Here is a 15,903-nt window from a genome sequence, read left to right as displayed (position 1 = left end):
CGCTACTCGCCCGTCGCCAGCCGCGCGGCGAGAACCTCCGGGAGCTGCGCGGCCCGGATCTTCGCCTGGGCTCCCTCGATGTCGTAGGGGACGCGGACGAATTCGATCCCTCCAGCCGCCTCATGGTGGATAACGAAGCAGGCGCGCGGATCGTGGTCGCGCGGTTGGCCGACGCTGCCGACGTTGATGATGTAGCGGCGGTCGGGCTCGAGCGTGACGTCGGAGAGCGGGAGCGACTTGCATCCCGACGGGTCCGCCATGTACACCGCGGGCTGATGCGTGTGGCCGATGAAGCAGACCGGCTCGTTGAAGTAGTGGAACTGCGGCTCGGCGTCGAAGCGGTCGAGGAGGTACTCCCAATCCCGCGGGCACGCGGGCGAGGCATGGACCAGGAAGGCCGAGCCCTGCGGCGAGGTCAGCGGGAGGCGCTGGAGGTATTCGCGGTTCTCCCGCGTCAAGGTCTTGGCGGTCCACTCGGCGGCGACGCGCGCGTAGATGTTGAACCGCGCCGCCTCCGGCCCGCCGCTCGCCGCCGCGTCGTGATTCCCGAGCAGAACGAGCTCGCAGTGCTTCCGAACTTTGGCGAGGCACTCGTTGGGGCTCGCGCCGTAACCGACGACGTCGCCCAGACAGAACACCCGACGGGGCCGGCGCGCCTCGATTTCGGCGAGGACTGCGTCCAGGGCCTCGAGATTTCCGTGGATGTCCGAGATGAGTGCGGTCGTCATCCGACGGAGGGTCGCGCTTCGTGGGCGATCCGGTCAAGGATTCCGTTCACGAAGGCTCCGGAGGTCTCCATTCCGTATTTCTTCGCGATCTCGATCGCCTCATCCAGCGCCACGCGCGTGGGGGTATCGGCGTGGAAGTAGAGCTCGGCGGCCGCGAGTCGGATGATCGATCGGTCCGTCGCCGCCATCCGGCCGAGCGACCAGTTTCGGGCGATCCGGGATACCGCGGCGTCGATCTCGTCCCGATGGTCCGCGAGCGTCCGCACGAGCAGCACGGCGAACTCCCGGACATCGTCGCGCACGTCCAGATCCTCGACGATCTCCCCGAGGCAGCGGTCGATCGGATCCCCGGTCACGTCCGATTGGTACGTCGCCCGAAACGCGATCTCCCTCGCCTCGCGCCGGCGATTCACTTCGGAGCCTCTCGTCCCAAGGCGCGCGTGACGTGGGCCATCTCGATCGCGGCCGCGGCAGCGTCGGCGCCCCGGTTCCCGTGTTTGCCGCCCACCCGGTCGAGCGCCTGCTCCACGGTGTCGGTGGCCACGATTCCGAAGAGGACCGGAACGCCGGTCTCCACCCCGAGCCGCGCGATGCCGCGCGCCGCCTCGCCCGCGACCCATTCAAAATGAGGCGTCTCGCCGCGCACGACGGCCCCGAGGCAGACCACCGCGTCCCAGCGGCCCGAGCGGGCGAGGTGCGCGACCGCGGTCGGGATCTCGAACGCTCCCGGCACGCGGACCACGGCGATGTCGGCGGAGGAGACGCCGCGGCGCTCCAGGGTGTCGAGGGCGCCCACGAGGAGGCGTTCCGTCAGCATCTCGTTGAAGCGGGAGGCCACGACCGCGATGGCGAGTCCGTTCCCGTCGATGGTCCCCTCGATCGTGCGCGGCGCGCTCACCCCCGGCTCCGGCGACGGCCGTTCGAGGTCGGCGACGCGAGGAGGCTCAGCGTGGGATGCTTGAGGAGATGGCCCAGGCGTTTCCGCTTCGTCTGGAGGTACTTCCGATTGATCGCGTTGGGATGGATCTCGAGCGGCTCCCGCGCGGCCACGTCGATCCCGTAATCGACGAGCTCCTCGATCTTCCGCGGGTTGTTCGTGAGGAGCCGGACTCGCGTGAAGCCAAGGTCACGCAGGATCTGAGCCGCGACGCCGTAGTTGCGAAGGTCCGGCGCGAAGCCGAGCTTGAGATTGGCGTCCACGGTGTCGAGCCCCAAGTCCTGAAGCTCGTAGGCGCGGAGCTTGTTCGCGAGCCCGATCCCCCGGCCCTCCTGCCTCATGTAGAGGAAGATTCCAACGCCTTCCTCGTCGATCCGCGCCAACGCGGCGGCCAGCTGCTCGCCGCAATCGCAGCGGAGCGAGCCGAAAACGTCGCCGGTCAAGCACTGCGAGTGAACGCGAGCGAGCGGTGCCAAGCCCGTGCCCTTCTGCGGAGAGCCCTTCACGAGCGCGACGTGGTGATGGCCGTCGATCTGGCTCTCGTAGACCGCGATCCGAAAATCGCCGTACCGCGTCGGCAGACGCGACGCGGCGATGCGCTTCACCATGCGCTCCTTCCGGTACCGGTAGCGCACCAGATCGCGGATCGTGACGAGCGGAAGACGGTGCTTCCGGGCGAGCCGGATCAGCTCCGGCCCCCGTGCCATGCTGCCGTTGGACGCGAGAATCTCGCAGAGGACGCCGGCGTGGCGGAGGCCCGCCAGGCGGACCAGATCGAGCGCGGCCTCAGTGTGTCCGGCCCGGCGGAGCACGCCGTGATCGTCCGCGCGAAGCGGAAAGACGTGCCCGGGGCGGGCGAGCTGCTCCGGCCGTGTCTTGGGCGACGCGAGCGCGCGGATGGTGAGCGCGCGGTCCTGGGCGGAGGATCCGGTCGTGGTGCCGCGAAGGAGATCGACCGAAACGGTGAACGGCGTGGCGAAGCGCGCGGTGTTGAGCGGCGTCATGAGCGCGAGCCCCAGCTCCTCGAGCCGCCCGCCCGGCATCGACACGCAGAGAAGCCCCCGCCCTTCCCGGGTCATGAGGTTCACGTCCTCGGGGGTCACCTTCTCCGCCGCCATGACGAAGTCCCCCTCGTTTTCCCGATCTTCATCATCCATCACGACGACCATGGACCCGGCCCGAATCGCCTGAAGCGCCTCTTCGATCGTGGCGAAGGTTCCCGCGCGGTGCGGCCGCTTGCGATTCACCGGGTCCTCCCCGCGGCGGACGCAACGCCCGCCGCTTCGTTGAAGTATCCGCGCGCTTCCAGGAGTTTCTCCAGATAGCGCGCGACGATGTCGACTTCCAGGTTCACGCGACCGCCCGGCGCGTACTCCGAGGCGATCGTGTGCGAGAGCGTATACGGGACGAGCGCGACGACGGCCGAGGTCTCACGAGCCGCCGCCACCGTCAGGCTCACGCCGTCCACGGCCAGCGATCCCTTTTCCGCGACGTAGCGGCGAAACGCCGGCGGGATCTCGATCTCCACCCGAACGTCCGCGGCGTCCCTCGACACGGCTCCGAGCGTGGCGACCGCGTCGACGTGGCCCTGGACCCAGTGCCCCCCGAGCGGATCTCCGATGCGGACCGCGCGCCCCAGATTCACGCGGCTCCCCACCTCGAGGGAGCCGAGCGTGGTGCGGCGGAGCGTCTCCCCCACGACGACCGCCTCGAAGACTCCGGACGAGGCGCGCTCGACGGTGAGGCAGACTCCGTTCACCGCCACGCTCTCGCCGGCGGCCGGATCGCGCTCGAAGTCGGACCGGATCTTGAGCCGGGTCCCGCTCGCGACGCGCTCGACGCCTTCGGCCGTGCCCACCCGCTCGACGATCCCGCTAAACATCCGAGGCTCCATTTCGCTCGATGCTTCCCTCGATCCAGAGATCCCGCCCCACGCGGCGAACCACGAGGCTCTCCAGGGCGATCGCCTCCGAGAGGCGCGAGCGCCCCAGGTCTCCGGCGAGCGATGGGGCTCTCGCCCCGCCCAGGATCACCGGGGCGATCCCGACCGCGATCCGGTCCGCGAGGCCCTCCCGGAGAAAGGCGGTATGGACCGCCGCGCCGCCTTCCACCAGCACCGCGTAGCGTCCGTCGCCAGCGAGGCGGAGGAGGAGCGGGGCCAGCGGGACGCGGCCATCGGCCGCCGGCTCGAAGACCCAGACCGAAGCACCGTGCGCCTCGATCTCGCGGACCCGGGACTTCCCCCGCGAGGTCGTCGCGAAGACGACCGGCGATTCCTCCGCGGTTGCCAGGAGGCGGGCCTCGCTCGGGGTTCGGAGCGTCGAATCGAGCACGACCCGGAGCGGCGTCTTCCCGCGCGCCAGGCGCACCGTGAGGAGCGGATCATCCGCGAGGACGGTGCCCACTCCGACGAGCACCGCGTCGCTCTCGGCCCGGAGCCGGTGCGCGAGGCGCTGCTCGGCTTCCCCGCCCAGCCCGCGCGACTCGCCGCTCTCGCTGGCCATCTTGCCGTCGAGGGAGAGCATCGCCTTCAGCGTCACCCAGGGGAGCCCCGTCTCGAGCTGCTTCAGATACGGCGGATTCAGGGCGCGGCACTCCGATTCGAGGAGGCCCACCTCGACGTCCAGCCCCTCACGGCGGAGCCGTTCGATGCCGCGGCCGTCCACGAGCGGGTTCGGATCGCGCATTCCGATCACGACGCGGCGGACGCCGGCTCGCACGATCGCGTCGACGCAGGGGGGCGTGCGGCCGAAATGGGCGCACGGCTCCAGCGTGACGACCAGCGTGGCGCCCTGGGCCAGCCCGGCCGCCTGCGTGAGCGCCCGCACCTCGGCGTGGGCTTGGCCCGCGCGGAGGTGGTAGCCGCTCGCGACGACCTCCCGCCCGCGGAGGACCACGGCTCCGACGCGAGGGTTCGGGTGGGTCGATCCGATCCCGCGCCGGGCGACGCGAATCGCCTGGCGCATGGCCCGCTCCTCGGCCTCCGCCTGCCCATCGTGTTTTGATTCCCCGTGCCCGTCCGAGACGCTCGATATCGTTCGTAGGCTCACAATAAAAAACCCCCGCAGGCAGACACCCGCGGGGCGCGCTCGGCCCAAGGCCGTACGTTCCCTAGCTGTGCGACGATCCTTCTCCCATCCAGACTTTAACTGTCGGCTCCGGAATTTCACCGGGATCTGCGCCGGGTCCGTGACCCGGAGCTCGCGGGCTTTCACCGCCGGTGGGGATTTTCACCCCGCCCCGAAGGATGTCTGCGTTCGACCGATAGAATACCGGGAACGGTGCGCCTAGCGCAAGAGGATGACCTTCCGGCCCGGCGTCACGATCCCATCCGCCTCCAGGCTCACGAAATAGGCGCCGCTTCCCACATCGCGGCCCCGGTCGCTCTGTCCGTCCCAGTAGACCCGGTGCTCTCCGGCCGGATAGACCCGATCGACGACCGTCCGGACCAAGGACCCGTCGACCGCGAAGATCCGGAGCCGGGTCCTGGCTCCCCGCGCGAGCTCGAAGCGGATCATGGTCCTCGGGTTGAAGGGATTCGGGACGGCCGGGTAGAGGCGCGCGAGGCCGCTCGGCTCGGCCGGAGGCGAAACCGGGACGCCGGTCGCGGCGTAGCAGCTCGGGTTCTCGAATTCCTCGACGAGCGTGCGGTAGAGGAACAGGTTTCGCCGCACGGTGCTGGTCATGTAATCGAGCGAGAAGCCGAGCAGCATGGCGCGGACGCTGTCCCCGCCGGCCGGCCCCAGTGCGTCGCGGCGCTCGGTGGCGGCGGAATACGTGTTCGGGTAGCGGAGCCACTGGCGCACGGTCGAGCCGGCGCACGAGCTCAGGCCAAGCCCGTCGAACCGGTTGATCCCGGGACACCCTCCGTCGATCGAAAACATCTCGGGGAAGATCCGCGTGCCGGATCCCGCGGCCAAGGCCGGCGTCAGGGAGTCCTGTGGCGAATCCTCCCAGACGTCCCGGAGATAGGTGGCGCCGATCGTGCACGACAGAAAATTCGTGATTCCCTGACCGTTCACCGTGAGGTCGTAAGCGATGTTGTCGCCCGCGAGCAGGAGCCCTCGGTTCTTTCCGGTGAGGGCGAGCCAGCTCTGGAGCAGCGTCTGATCTTGCGCGCTCAAGGTCACCGCCGACCGATCGCCGGTGTCCCAGAGGATCGCCTTGTAGATGCCGAGGGTCGCGAGCGGCACCGCCGGCCACACCGGCCCGGGACTGGATGGGTTCCCACCCCCCAGGGCGTTTCCGACCCCCGACCCGGGCGCGTTCACGTCGTAACGGTCGTAGCGCGCGCCGAGGGCGGCGAGGCTCTGGCCGATTCCGGTCGGGAGGTCGGGTCCGGAGGTCGCGTTGACGTAAAGGATGCGGGCGGTGTCGTCGGGGCAGAGTCCGGAGCTCGTCTGGATCGCGGGGAGGATCGTCGCTCGATAGTAGTGGCTCGCCGCGAGCGCGTCCGCTGGGAGCGTCACCACGGCGTTGGTCGAGTCGGTGGCCGTGAAATAGTAACGAAGGTCCGTCCCGCGCGGGTAATTCGAGGCCGGCACGTCCGCGAAGTAGTTGTTGGACGATCCGGAGCCCACCTTGGTCAGCGTGATCGAGGTGAACGACGCGTTGTTGAGGCTGTAGAGGAAGGAGGCGGACTTCAGCCCCTTGGCGGCGCTGACCTTCACCGCAACGCTGTCCCCGCGCGGGGTGTTGAAATTGTCGTTCCCGTAGAACGCCGTCGTGCGGAACGTATCGTTGTAGAGATCTGTCTCCACCACGCTGATCGACGGACCCGCCGTGGCGATCACGCCGACCTTGAAATTGTCGAAGAGCACTTGGGTCCCGCTCGCCGCCTGGCTCCCGCCGCAATAGACCGGTCCATAGTCCTTGACCCCGATGCGGAACTGGATCGAGTCGACGCCCGCCGCGCCCGCGAGCGCGACCGTTTGGCGAAGCCATTCCTTCTCGCTGCCGTAGTAGAGAAGCCCAGTCGGATCGGCCCACGCGGACCAAGCGGGCGCGCCCGCGTTCCGGGTCCGGAAGGTGACGCCGTAGTAGAAGCAGGACTCGAACGGCAGGTCGCGGTAGACGTCGAAGAAGAGGAAGACCTGGTCCGAGCGGTTCACGGCGACGGCGGGGCTCAGGAGCTTGTCGTCGAGCCGCGGGACGAGCGCGCCCGTCACGTTGTCCGTGACCTGCCAGACTTTGCCCGTATTGGTCGTGCAGACCTGCTGGGTCAGCGGATTCGACACGATCTTCCAGTAGTCCCCGACCGGCGGGAAGGTGGATCGCGTCCACGTCCCCATCCCCGACTCCATGTCGTCGAAGAAGCGGATGTCGGACACGCCTCCCTTCACGGTCACGTCATCGATCACCCACCCCTCACCCGCTGGGTAGAGCCCGTCCTCGGAGGAGCCTTCGATGTCGCTCACGAAACGGAATCGGAAGTGAGGCGTGGACGAGGCGGCGACGACCGAGTCGGGGATCGTGACCGTATAGGTGTTGCAGAGGGTCCCGCCCCCGTCGTTCACGACCCCGGTCAGCGTGGCCAGGGGGATCCAGCCCTCGACCGGGTGCGACACCTCCACGTACCCGCGATCGAACCCGCTCTCGACGTTCATTCGAACCTTGAAGGAGAGCGTGTAGGGCGACGCCGCTCCCGCGAGATTGACGAAGTTCTCGAGGATCTGCTCCCAGCTGTTCGCGTAGCCGCGCCGGTTCGGATCGCCCGTCCAGGAGGAGTCGACGAGACCGCACCAGAAGGCGTTGCTGCCGCACCCGTAGAGGTTGGAGATGTTCCAGGCGGCGGGCTGCCCCGACTGATCGGAGTGGGTCCAGCCTCCCTCGTTCCCCGGGCTCGAGAGGCCCTCCAGGTCGTTGTTGAAGACGGTGATCGTGTCGGCGGACGTGTAGGTCCGAAGTGTCGATGAGCGGTTCGCGGGGTCCTGCAGGATGGCGCTTCTCGGCGCCACGTCGCCGGGGCCGCGTTCCAGGGGCGGGAACGCCGCCCGCGCGACCCGCGCGCCGGGGAGCAGGAGCAGGATGAGGGCCGTGGCCCGGAGGCCGGCCGAGGGGCGCATATGGGTACTATTTTACCAGAGAGACCTCGTCGGCTTCCCCTGAAACAATGGGCGTCGCCCCGATCGCTCGGGCCAAGCCACGAATGCCGAGCAGCGCCTCGAAGCCGGCCGCAAAGGCTTGAGGCTCGAAGCGCCCCCCATCGCGGAGCGGGAGACCCAGCCGCGCCGCGACCGATGCGGCCCGCCCCAGATAATGCCGAGGTCCCAGATCCGGGAACTCCGCCGGAATGGCGCTCACGCCGGAAGCTCGGGCGGAAACGGCCGCGGTATCCGGACGGGCCGGTGCCGGCGAGGCCACCTCGATCTCGGTGAGCAGCATGGCCAGCGCGCCGCGTGTCACCGGGTCGTCCAGATGGAGGTCCCGGTCCGCCATCGGGCCGATCCAGCCCCGCGCGACGGAGGCGCGGAGCCAGCGCGAGCCCCACGCCCCGTCGAGGACGGCCCAGTCGGTCCGATGAACCTCCTCGGCACGCCAGACCGACCGATCCGGATCGACTCCCAGCTCCACCGCGAGCATGACTCCAAGCTCCCCGCGCGAAACGGTGGAATGCTCGGCGAGCGCGGCGTACTCACCGGGGATGCCCGCGCCCCGGTAGCGGGCCTCGAGTATTGGACGGATCGCCGCCCGCGCGCCGGCGTGGATCGGATCCAGGCGGAGCGCCCGGGAGAGTGATCGAAACGCCTGCTCCTTCTCTCCCGCTTTCAGGTAGGCGACGCCGAGCCAGTAGGGCGGCTCGGGGCTCGCAGGCTCGAGCTCGGCCGCGCGGTCGAGCTCGGCCTTGGCGTCCTTGTAACGCAGGATCGCGGTGTAGTAGCGCCCGTATCCCAGGTGAACCGCCGCGCTCTGCGGCGCCGCCTGGACCGCGCGCTCGAGGGCGCGCCGCGCAAGATCGGGCTCCGCGGCGGCCACCGCCGAATCGGCGAGGGCGACCAGCGCGTCGGGGCCGGCCCCGTCGTCGATGGGGGCGCGTGGCGCGGCAGCCGGGGGCGCGGCAGCCGGGGGCGACAGCCCAACGCCGGGCTTCGATCCGGAGCAGCCCGCGAGCCCGAGCGCGAGTCCTAGGGCCAGGGTGAGGCCCAGGGTGAAAGCGGGCCTCAGGACCGGGGAGCGTTCCGCGCGCGGCGCGCTCACCGCAAGAGTCTCCGCTCCTTGAAGCTCATGTACGCCTCCCGCGCGACGACGACGTGGTCGAGCAGCTCGATCCCGAGCAGGCGCCCAGCTTCCTGAATCCGTCGCGTGATGGCAAGATCCTCCTCGCTCGGTGTCGCATCGCCCGACGGGTGGTTGTGGGCAAGGATCAGGCTCGCGGCCGAAACGGCGATGGCAGGGACGAAGACCTCCCGAGGATGGACGATGCTCGCGTTCAAGCTCCCGATCGAGATGATCTCGCGGCGCAGCACCTGATTTCTGGAATTCAGATAGAAGCCCACGAAGTGCTCGCGGTTCGAGCTCCGGATGTCGTGGGTGAGCTCGTAGACGCTCTCCGGCCCCCGGATGAGCGGGATCTGATCGCCCTCGGGCCAGAGCCGGCGCCCGATCTCGGCGGCCGCGAGAAGCTGGGCCGCGCGCGCGGGCTCCATCCTCTTGACCGCGAGCAGCTCCTCCACCGCGACCTGGGGAAGCCGGCGCAGGTTGACGGAGCGCGCGACTCGGGTTGCGGTCTCCAGCACGCTCTCCCCCGCGCTCCCGCTGCCGAAGAGGACGGCGATCAAGTCCGCGTCGCTCAGGACGCCGGGGCCCAGCTCGAGCAGGCGCTCGCGCGGCCGATCCGCTTCTTCCATGTCACGAATGTTGAGGTTCTGTTCCCGCTGCATGACCGCCCCTTTCGGGAGCGGGACCACGGCGAGGCGAAACGCGAGGAACTGAGATGCTACGCGCCGGGTCGGCGCGCCGCAAGGGCGTTCGACCCGGGCGTCAGCCGAGCTGAGCCCGGAGCTCCTTCCTATGAATCCGGATCGGCGCCTTGGCGCGCAGCCGCTGCGTCCAGGCCTCCACCCGCTGGTCGACCAGCTCGCGGAGAAGCGTGTCGCGGTGCTTGGCGAACTCGGCGGGGGGCTGGACCTCCACCGTGTCCACGACGGCATAGAGCGTCCCCATGCTCCCGCGTATCGGCGGGAGCGGCGTGCCGGGCTCGGATGAAAAGACCCGGCTCAGAAACGTGGAATCCCGCGCGAGGGCGGGATCCCGGCTCAAATCCGGGATCGGTCCCTCGCGCCCGAACTGCTTGCTCACGCGAAGGCCCCCGAGGCCGGCGAAGAGCGATTCGGGGTTCGCCCCCGCGAGGAACGCGGCCCGGTACCGTGCATCCAGCGAATCCGCGACCGCGCGGCGGCGGCGGAGCTGCCGCTCCGCCATCAGTCGTTCCTTCACATCCTCGAAGGTGGCCGGACCGGGCGGCACCTCCCGCACGCGTCGAACGACCACGTAGCCGTCGGGGAGCTCGATCGGCTCCGGCGCGACGCCGCCGTCGGGAAGCGAGCCGACCGTCTTCTCGAGCCACGGCGCCGCCCCGATCCCCTCGATCGGCTCGTTTGCCCCGACCGGATTCGACCGCTTCGCGCCGCCGTACGCCGCCGCGAGCGATTCGAAATTCGCGCCGGGCTCCGACGCCGCGGCGATCAGCTTTAGCGCGCCGGTCCGGGCCGAGGAGTCGGCGACCGCTCCGCCCAGGACGCCCTGGATCTCCTCCTCGCATTCGCCGAGCGGTCGAAGGCGCTCCGCTTTCCGGCTCTCGACCTCCAGGACGTGGAATCCGAACCGGGTTTCGAACACCTGGCTCAGCTCACCGACGGGAGTCGTGAAGGCGACGTCGCCGAACTCCTTCGCCACCGACCCTCGCGTCAGCTCGCCCAAGTCTCCGCCCTTGGACGCGGACCCGGTGTCCTCGGAGACCTCGCGTGCCACCGCGGCAAAGTCTTCCCCGTCCGCGATCCGCTTTCGCGCGGCGAGCGCCTTCTGGCGCGCCGCCTCGCGGGCGCCGGCGCCGTCCGCCGCGCGGAACGCCACGAGGATGTGTCGCACGTGGGCTCTTCCCGGCACAGTGAATTCGAGCGGGTTGGAGCGCCAGTAGGCGGCGATCGAGTCCGCAGACACCTTGACGTCCTGGGGTTTCGCCCTCCGGAAGGCCACGGCGTCGATGACCCAGCGCGTCGGGGTGCGATAGTCGCCGCGGTGCTCGCGGAAGTAGCTCTCCGCTTCGCTCTCGAGGCGCTGACGCCGCTGCTCCGTCGCAGCGGCGCGCGCGGCGGCACGGACCGCCTCGTACGGCGGCACGTAGCCTAGATCGAGGGAATCCACCCGGACCACGAAGACCGAGTCGCCATTCACCCTCGGCCCGAGGACATCGCCCGGGCGGAGCGTATAGAGCGTGTCGAGCAGGTTCCCTTCCACGAGGAGCGGTCCGGGAAGCGGCTCGCCCCGATAGAGCGTGATCTCCCTGACCGCCGCCGCGTAGCGCGCCGCGACCCGCGCTCGATCTTCCCTGTCCTTCAGGCGAACCCCGGCCTCGCGCAGCGTGCGCCACGCCTGGTCGAGCCGGCGCTCCCGCCGGATGAGATCGGCAATGCCCGGGCGCGCCGAGTCGGCCCACGCGCGCTCCGAGCCCGAGTGCTTCAGCTCCCGGCGGAGCCGGTCGAGGCGCTTCTCCACGTCCTTGGCGGTCGGCGGGCGGCCCGCATCGAAGGAGTCGACGCCGCGGGCCAGGATCGACGCCGACACGCGCGGCACGGCGTAGACGTCGGGATGGAGCCGGACCTCGGCCCGCGCCAGCGAATCGATCGACGCGTCACGCACTTCAGCGTCGGCCTTCCTCTTTGCCTGCGTGACCACGTCCCGGAACGGGAGTCTGGCCGTGTCGTGGCGCTCGGCCAAGCGCACCACGACGACGAAGGGTCCGATGCGGATCGGCTCCTCGGCCCACTCGCCCGGTCGGGTGGCCCGAACGAGCGCGACCAGCGCGTCCGACCGGCCGAGTCCCCGGACCGGCTCGTTCAGACGGAACCATCCGGACTCGTGCACCCCTCCGTGCGGCTTCGCCGCGTTCTCAGGGAGCAGGCCCGCCTTCACCGCGGCGAGGAGATCGCCGGCGGTCTTCATCGCGACCCGCCCGGCCGCCTCGCGCGCGGAATCGCTCGCGGCGCCCTCGGGCACGGCCGAAACGCGGATGTACTGGATGCGCGCCTCCTCCCCACTCATGAACTCGTCGGGGTGGGCGTCGTAATAGGCGCGGACCTGGGCGGGCGTGGCTTCGGGGTCGAGCGAGACCGCGTCGGGACCGAGAACGATGTAGTCGATCGAAGCCTGCGTGGTCCGCTCTTCGAACGTCTTCTTGAGCTCGGCTTCGCGCGGCCCGAACCGGCGCTCCATCCAGCGCACGTACTCCTCGAGAAGAAGCCCCCGCTCCGCCTGGAAACGAAGCTCGGGATAGTTGGAGGAGGTAGAGTGCTTGAAGGCTTGGAACTTGGCCTCATCCAGCTTGCCGCCGGTCTTGAAGAAGTCGCTCTGCTTCATCCGGGCGTCGATCTCGGCCTCGGTCACCTTCATTCCGCGCCGCTGTGCGTCCGCGAGCCACAGACGCTCCCGAATAAGCTCGTCGAGGACGTTCTTCTGGAGGAGCTTCCGCTCCTCGTCGTTCAACGATCGCCCGGCGCGGGCCTGGATCTCCTCGAAGTACGGCTTCGCGAGGCGATCCCACTCGACCTGCAAGATCGGAATCCCGTCGACGATGCCGATCTGCTCCGGCGGCACCGCCGCGGGCGCCGCGGCCTTGGGCGAGGACCTGCGCGCGTGCGATCGCGGCGACGGGGCGGCGGGCGAGGCCGACTTCGGGGGCTCCGCGCCCCCAAGCGTCACGGCGGATACCACGACCGCCGCGGCGAAGAGGATCGCGAAGGCAAGCGGGCGGAGGGGACGGAGGTGGACGGGGCGGATCACGAACACGGGAGGCTTAGAAATGGTCCGCGTCCGCGCGGAAGAAAAATTTAGGCCCCCGGCGGACGGTTCTCGCGAAGTGTGGGGGGCAGAAGCATCGCGAGGCTGCCGTCAGCAGCCAAGGGCCATTGACCTCATCGGCATGAACCCAGAGCGTGGCCTCGTGTCCGGAAGAGATGTCGGTGGGTGTCTGACTAACACGTGCAGGCCACGCTGGGCTCGAGCCGATAGGCCGGAATCCCGTATGTGGACGTCCGCTTCGTGGTAGCACAGCCCATGCCACGCGGCGTGGCCGCATGGAGGTTTCCATTCGAGAGCTCAACTTGCTCCGATCGAGAGGGTTACGAGCCCCCGCGACATGTTGGGGCGAAGGCCCGCCTTTGTTCGCCGTAGGATGATTGTGCCTGATCTGCGCAGCCAAGAACGGTATATCACGCTAAGATGATACCAGGCGACAGATTGCTGGACATGTGCCATCAATGCACAGAAGTACTTCCGTGGCTCACATCGGAGATTCTTCCCGCCTCCGCGTAGCGCTCCAGCATTCGATAGAGCGTCCTACGAGGAACCCCGAGAACCCGCGCCGCCTCCGACTTGTTTCCCTTCGACTGCTCGAGCACGCGCAGCACGTACTGGCAGGCCATCTCATCGAGGGTCTGTCGTGGCTGGGATGGAGACGCGGATTGCCCCGCCTCCGCACGTCCCGTCACCCTTTCCGGCAGGTCTCCGACTTCAACCATCGACCCGGGGGCGAGGGCGACCGCTCTCTCGACGACGTTTTCCAGCTCGCGGACGTTCCCCGGCCAAGGATGGGCGAGCAGAAGATCCATGGCGGCCGGGGAAAACCCCCGCAGGGGCCGGCCCGACCGTGCCGCGTACTCGCGGAGGAAGTGTCCGGCCAGGAGCGGAATGTCCTCGCGCCGCTCCCGAAGCGCCGGCACGTGGAGCGCCACGACGTTGAGCCGGTAGTAGAGGTCCTCGCGGAAGAGCTTCGCTTCGACCAACGCCTCGAGGTCCTGGTGCGTGGCGGCGACGACCCGCAGGTCGACCGGCACCGTATCGGTCCCGCCCACCGGCTTGATCTCCTGCTCCTGAAGCACGCGGAGGAGCTTCGCCTGCATCGAGAGCGACATGTCGCCGACCTCGTCCAGGAAGACCGTTCCCCGATTCGCCTCCACGAAAAGCCCGGGACGACGTTCGATCGCCCCCGTGAAGGCGCCCTTGACGTGTCCGAACAGCTCGCTCTCGAGGAGCGTCTCGGAGAGGCTGGTGCAGCTCACCGCGACGAAGGCGCGATCGCGCCGCGGGCTCGCCTCGTGGATGGACCGCGCGATCAGCTCCTTTCCGGTGCCGCTCTCGCCGATGACGAGGACCGAGCTCTTCGTCCCCGCGACGCGCGACACGAGCTTGATCAGCTCCATCATGCCCGGGTGGGAACCGACGATCGGCCGCGCCCGCTTGGGTCCCGTCGTCGGGAGCATGCTGGGCCGGGGTACCGGCGCGTCGCCCTTCGCGGCGTCGCGGAGCCCCCTCCGCTCCATCGCGCGCTCCACGCAGAGCCGCACCTCGTCGAGCTTGAACGGCTTTCGGACGTAGTCGAACGCGCCTTCGTGGAGCGCGCGGATCGCGGTCTCGATGGTCCCGTACGCGGTGACCAGGATCACGGTCGGGTCGGGGGTGAGGCGGCGGAGCCGGCGAAGCACCTCGATGCCGTCGATGTCCGGCATCTGCACGTCGCTCAGAACGATGTCGAACGGCCGTGCGGCGGCCAGATCGAGCGCCGCCGTCCCGCTCGATGCGAGCACGACGTCGTAGCCCTCCCCCACGAACACTTCGCGGAGGAGACCGGACGAGCCCGGATCATCGTCAACGACCAGCATCGCGGGGCGGTGCCGGGTGTGCATGGCGTTTCTCCCAAGGGCGGGCGCGCCCTTCCTGGGCGCGCTCAGACGCTCATCTCACCCCTAATTGTACCCCACGGCCCCCGGCGAATGCGCCCGGACCGTCACGGGGGTTGATGGGGACCGAAGCGATCTTCTACCATGCGTGCGCTTCGATGCGGGCTCGTGTCGAGCCCGCGCAGATCCCCTTACTCGGGAGCTCACATGATGACTTCCAGCCCGGACACGGAACTCGAAGAGCCGCTCTCGGTCTCCGATCTCAAGGAGGCGTGGACGCTCCTCGTCCCTTCGGATCGCTTGGAAAGCTTCCGGGCCCTCGAGCGCACGCAGGCCGAGGACTTCTTTCTGGGCCTGAGCGCGCACGATCAGGCGGACCTGCTCCTGGGCCTGCCGCCCGCGGAGCGGCGCTCCTGGATCCGGCTCCTGGCGCCCGACGACGCCGCGGATTTGGTGCAGGAAGTTCCCGCGGAGGAGCGCGAGCCCCTGATGTCGCTCCTCGACGAGCCGACGCGCCAGGAAGTGAGCGGGCTCCTGGCCTATGCCGAGGACGACGCCGGTGGGCTGATGAACCCGCGCTACGCGCGCCTGCGGCCGGACATGACCGTGGACGAGGCGATCACCTACCTGAGGCGCCACGCCGCGGACCGGGGGGCGACGCTCACCTACGCCTACGTCCTCTCCCCGGATCACAAGCTCCTGGGCGTGGTCTCGTACCGGGACCTCATCACGGCCAAGGCCGACCAGAAAATCGACGCGATCATGCGGACGAATCTGGTGACGGTGCCCGAGCAGATGGACCAGGAGGAGCTGAGCCGCCTCTTCGCCGCGCACCGGTATTTGGCCTTCCCCGTCGTCGACGAGGAAGGCCGGATGAAGGGGATCGTGACCCTGGATGACATCGTGGACGTCGTCCGGGAAGAGGCGACCGAGGACATCCAGAAGATCGGAGGCACCGCCGCCCTGGACGCTCCGTATCTACGCGTCGGGATCGGCCACATGATTCGGAAGAGAGCCGGCTGGCTTGCGGTTCTCTTCCTGGGCGAGAGCCTGACGGCGACCGCGATGGGCTACTTCGAGGCCGAGATCGCGCGCGCCGTCGTGTTGGCCCTGTTCGTTCCGCTGGTGATCTCGAGCGGCGGCAATTCGGGCAGCCAGGCCACGACGCTCGTGATCCGCGCGATGGCGCTCGGCGAGGTGAAGCTCCGCGATTGGTGGCGTGTGATGCACCGAGAGATCTTGTCCGGCCTTGGCCTCGGAGCGATCCTCGCCTCGATCGGGATCTTGCGAATCTTGGTCTGGCAGTCCCTGTTCCACACCTACGGAACGCATAGCTTCTTGATCG

The 15,903-nt window shown here is 69.1% G+C and carries 11 protein-coding genes, 1 pseudogene and 1 riboswitch (1 of these 13 only partly in view); of the genes and pseudogenes, 1 reads left to right on the top strand and 11 read right to left on the bottom strand.

Translation table 11 applies throughout. The annotated features are described in order from the left end of the window. Window positions 1–2: 2 nt before the first annotated feature. The 11 genes from E6K79_06750 to E6K79_06700 form a co-directional block, all read right to left on the bottom strand. A complete protein-coding gene (locus tag E6K79_06750; GenBank protein TMQ64728.1) occupies window positions 3–728 on the bottom strand; it encodes a metallophosphoesterase in 726 nt (241 codons plus the stop codon). Beyond that, the gene (nusB, locus tag E6K79_06745) at window positions 725–1,141 is read right to left on the bottom strand and encodes a transcription antitermination factor NusB (GenBank protein ID TMQ64727.1); all 417 of its coding nucleotides are present in this window, start codon (window positions 1,139–1,141) and stop codon (window positions 725–727) included. The genes E6K79_06750 and nusB overlap by 4 nt, the downstream gene beginning before the upstream one ends. Beyond that, entirely contained in the window at window positions 1,138–1,626 is a 489-nt protein-coding gene (locus E6K79_06740) for a 6,7-dimethyl-8-ribityllumazine synthase (GenBank protein TMQ64726.1), read from the bottom strand. Before E6K79_06740 ends, nusB begins: the two co-directional genes overlap by 4 nt. Next, on the bottom strand, window positions 1,623–2,870 hold the full coding sequence (locus E6K79_06735; GenBank protein TMQ64846.1) for a bifunctional 3,4-dihydroxy-2-butanone-4-phosphate synthase/GTP cyclohydrolase II: 1,248 nt from the start codon (window positions 2,868–2,870) through the stop codon (window positions 1,623–1,625). Before E6K79_06735 ends, E6K79_06740 begins: the two co-directional genes overlap by 4 nt. A 38-nt stretch (window positions 2,871–2,908) precedes the next feature. After that, complete coding sequence (locus tag E6K79_06730) at window positions 2,909–3,547, bottom strand: riboflavin synthase (GenBank protein TMQ64725.1); 639 nt, start codon at window positions 3,545–3,547, stop codon at window positions 2,909–2,911. Continuing rightward, window positions 3,540–4,631 carry a bifunctional diaminohydroxyphosphoribosylaminopyrimidine deaminase/5-amino-6-(5-phosphoribosylamino)uracil reductase RibD gene (gene ribD / locus E6K79_06725; GenBank protein ID TMQ64845.1) on the bottom strand — a complete coding sequence of 364 codons (1,092 nt, stop codon included), beginning with the start codon at window positions 4,629–4,631 and terminating at the stop codon, window positions 3,540–3,542. The genes E6K79_06730 and ribD overlap by 8 nt, the downstream gene beginning before the upstream one ends. 156 nt (window positions 4,632–4,787) lie before the next feature. Then, window positions 4,788–4,917: riboswitch (FMN riboswitch) on the bottom strand. A gap of 35 nt (window positions 4,918–4,952) precedes the next feature. Then, window positions 4,953–7,730 (bottom strand): hypothetical protein, encoded by a 2,778-nt coding sequence (locus tag E6K79_06720; GenBank protein ID TMQ64724.1) that lies wholly within the window; start codon window positions 7,728–7,730, stop codon window positions 4,953–4,955. Between the two features lie 7 nt (window positions 7,731–7,737). Next, window positions 7,738–8,862, bottom strand: coding sequence for a hypothetical protein (locus E6K79_06715; protein TMQ64723.1), 1,125 nt, complete (start codon window positions 8,860–8,862; stop codon window positions 7,738–7,740). Further along, window positions 8,859–9,545 (bottom strand): DNA repair protein RadC, encoded by a 687-nt coding sequence (gene radC / locus E6K79_06710; protein ID TMQ64722.1) that lies wholly within the window; start codon window positions 9,543–9,545, stop codon window positions 8,859–8,861. The genes E6K79_06715 and radC overlap by 4 nt, the downstream gene beginning before the upstream one ends. Before the next feature lie 100 nt (window positions 9,546–9,645). Next, window positions 9,646–12,669, bottom strand: coding sequence for a hypothetical protein (locus E6K79_06705; protein TMQ64721.1), 3,024 nt, complete (start codon window positions 12,667–12,669; stop codon window positions 9,646–9,648). 467 nt (window positions 12,670–13,136) lie between these two features. Continuing rightward, window positions 13,137–14,564: a sigma-54-dependent Fis family transcriptional regulator gene (locus tag E6K79_06700; protein TMQ64720.1), complete on the bottom strand. Its 1,428-nt coding sequence runs from the start codon at window positions 14,562–14,564 to the stop codon at window positions 13,137–13,139. A 204-nt stretch (window positions 14,565–14,768) separates the two neighbouring features. Here E6K79_06700 and mgtE point away from each other — a divergent pair. Next, a pseudogene (mgtE, locus tag E6K79_06695) lies at window positions 14,769–15,903 on the top strand (magnesium transporter); it runs 153 nt beyond the window's last position.

Source organism: Candidatus Eisenbacteria bacterium, assembly GCA_005893305.1.
Classification (GTDB): Bacteria; Eisenbacteria; RBG-16-71-46; order SZUA-252; family SZUA-252; genus WS-9.
Note: the sequence above shows the minus strand (reverse complement) of the source record. Positions and strands in the feature narration are given on the sequence as shown.

What these genes read in the sequence shown, in the direction of transcription:
- ribD (TMQ64845.1), bottom strand. Translation starts at nt 4,631, where the DNA reads ATGCGCCAGGCGATTCGCGTCGCCCGGCGCGGGATCGGATCGACCCAC.
- E6K79_06750 (TMQ64728.1), bottom strand. Translation starts at nt 728, where the DNA reads ATGACGACCGCACTCATCTCGGACATCCACGGAAATCTCGAGGCCCTG.
- E6K79_06730 (TMQ64725.1), bottom strand. Translation starts at nt 3,547, where the DNA reads ATGTTTAGCGGGATCGTCGAGCGGGTGGGCACGGCCGAAGGCGTCGAG.
- radC (TMQ64722.1), bottom strand. Translation starts at nt 9,545, where the DNA reads ATGCAGCGGGAACAGAACCTCAACATTCGTGACATGGAAGAAGCGGAT.
- E6K79_06720 (TMQ64724.1), bottom strand. Translation starts at nt 7,730, where the DNA reads ATGCGCCCCTCGGCCGGCCTCCGGGCCACGGCCCTCATCCTGCTCCTG.
- E6K79_06700 (TMQ64720.1), bottom strand. Translation starts at nt 14,564, where the DNA reads ATGCACACCCGGCACCGCCCCGCGATGCTGGTCGTTGACGATGATCCG.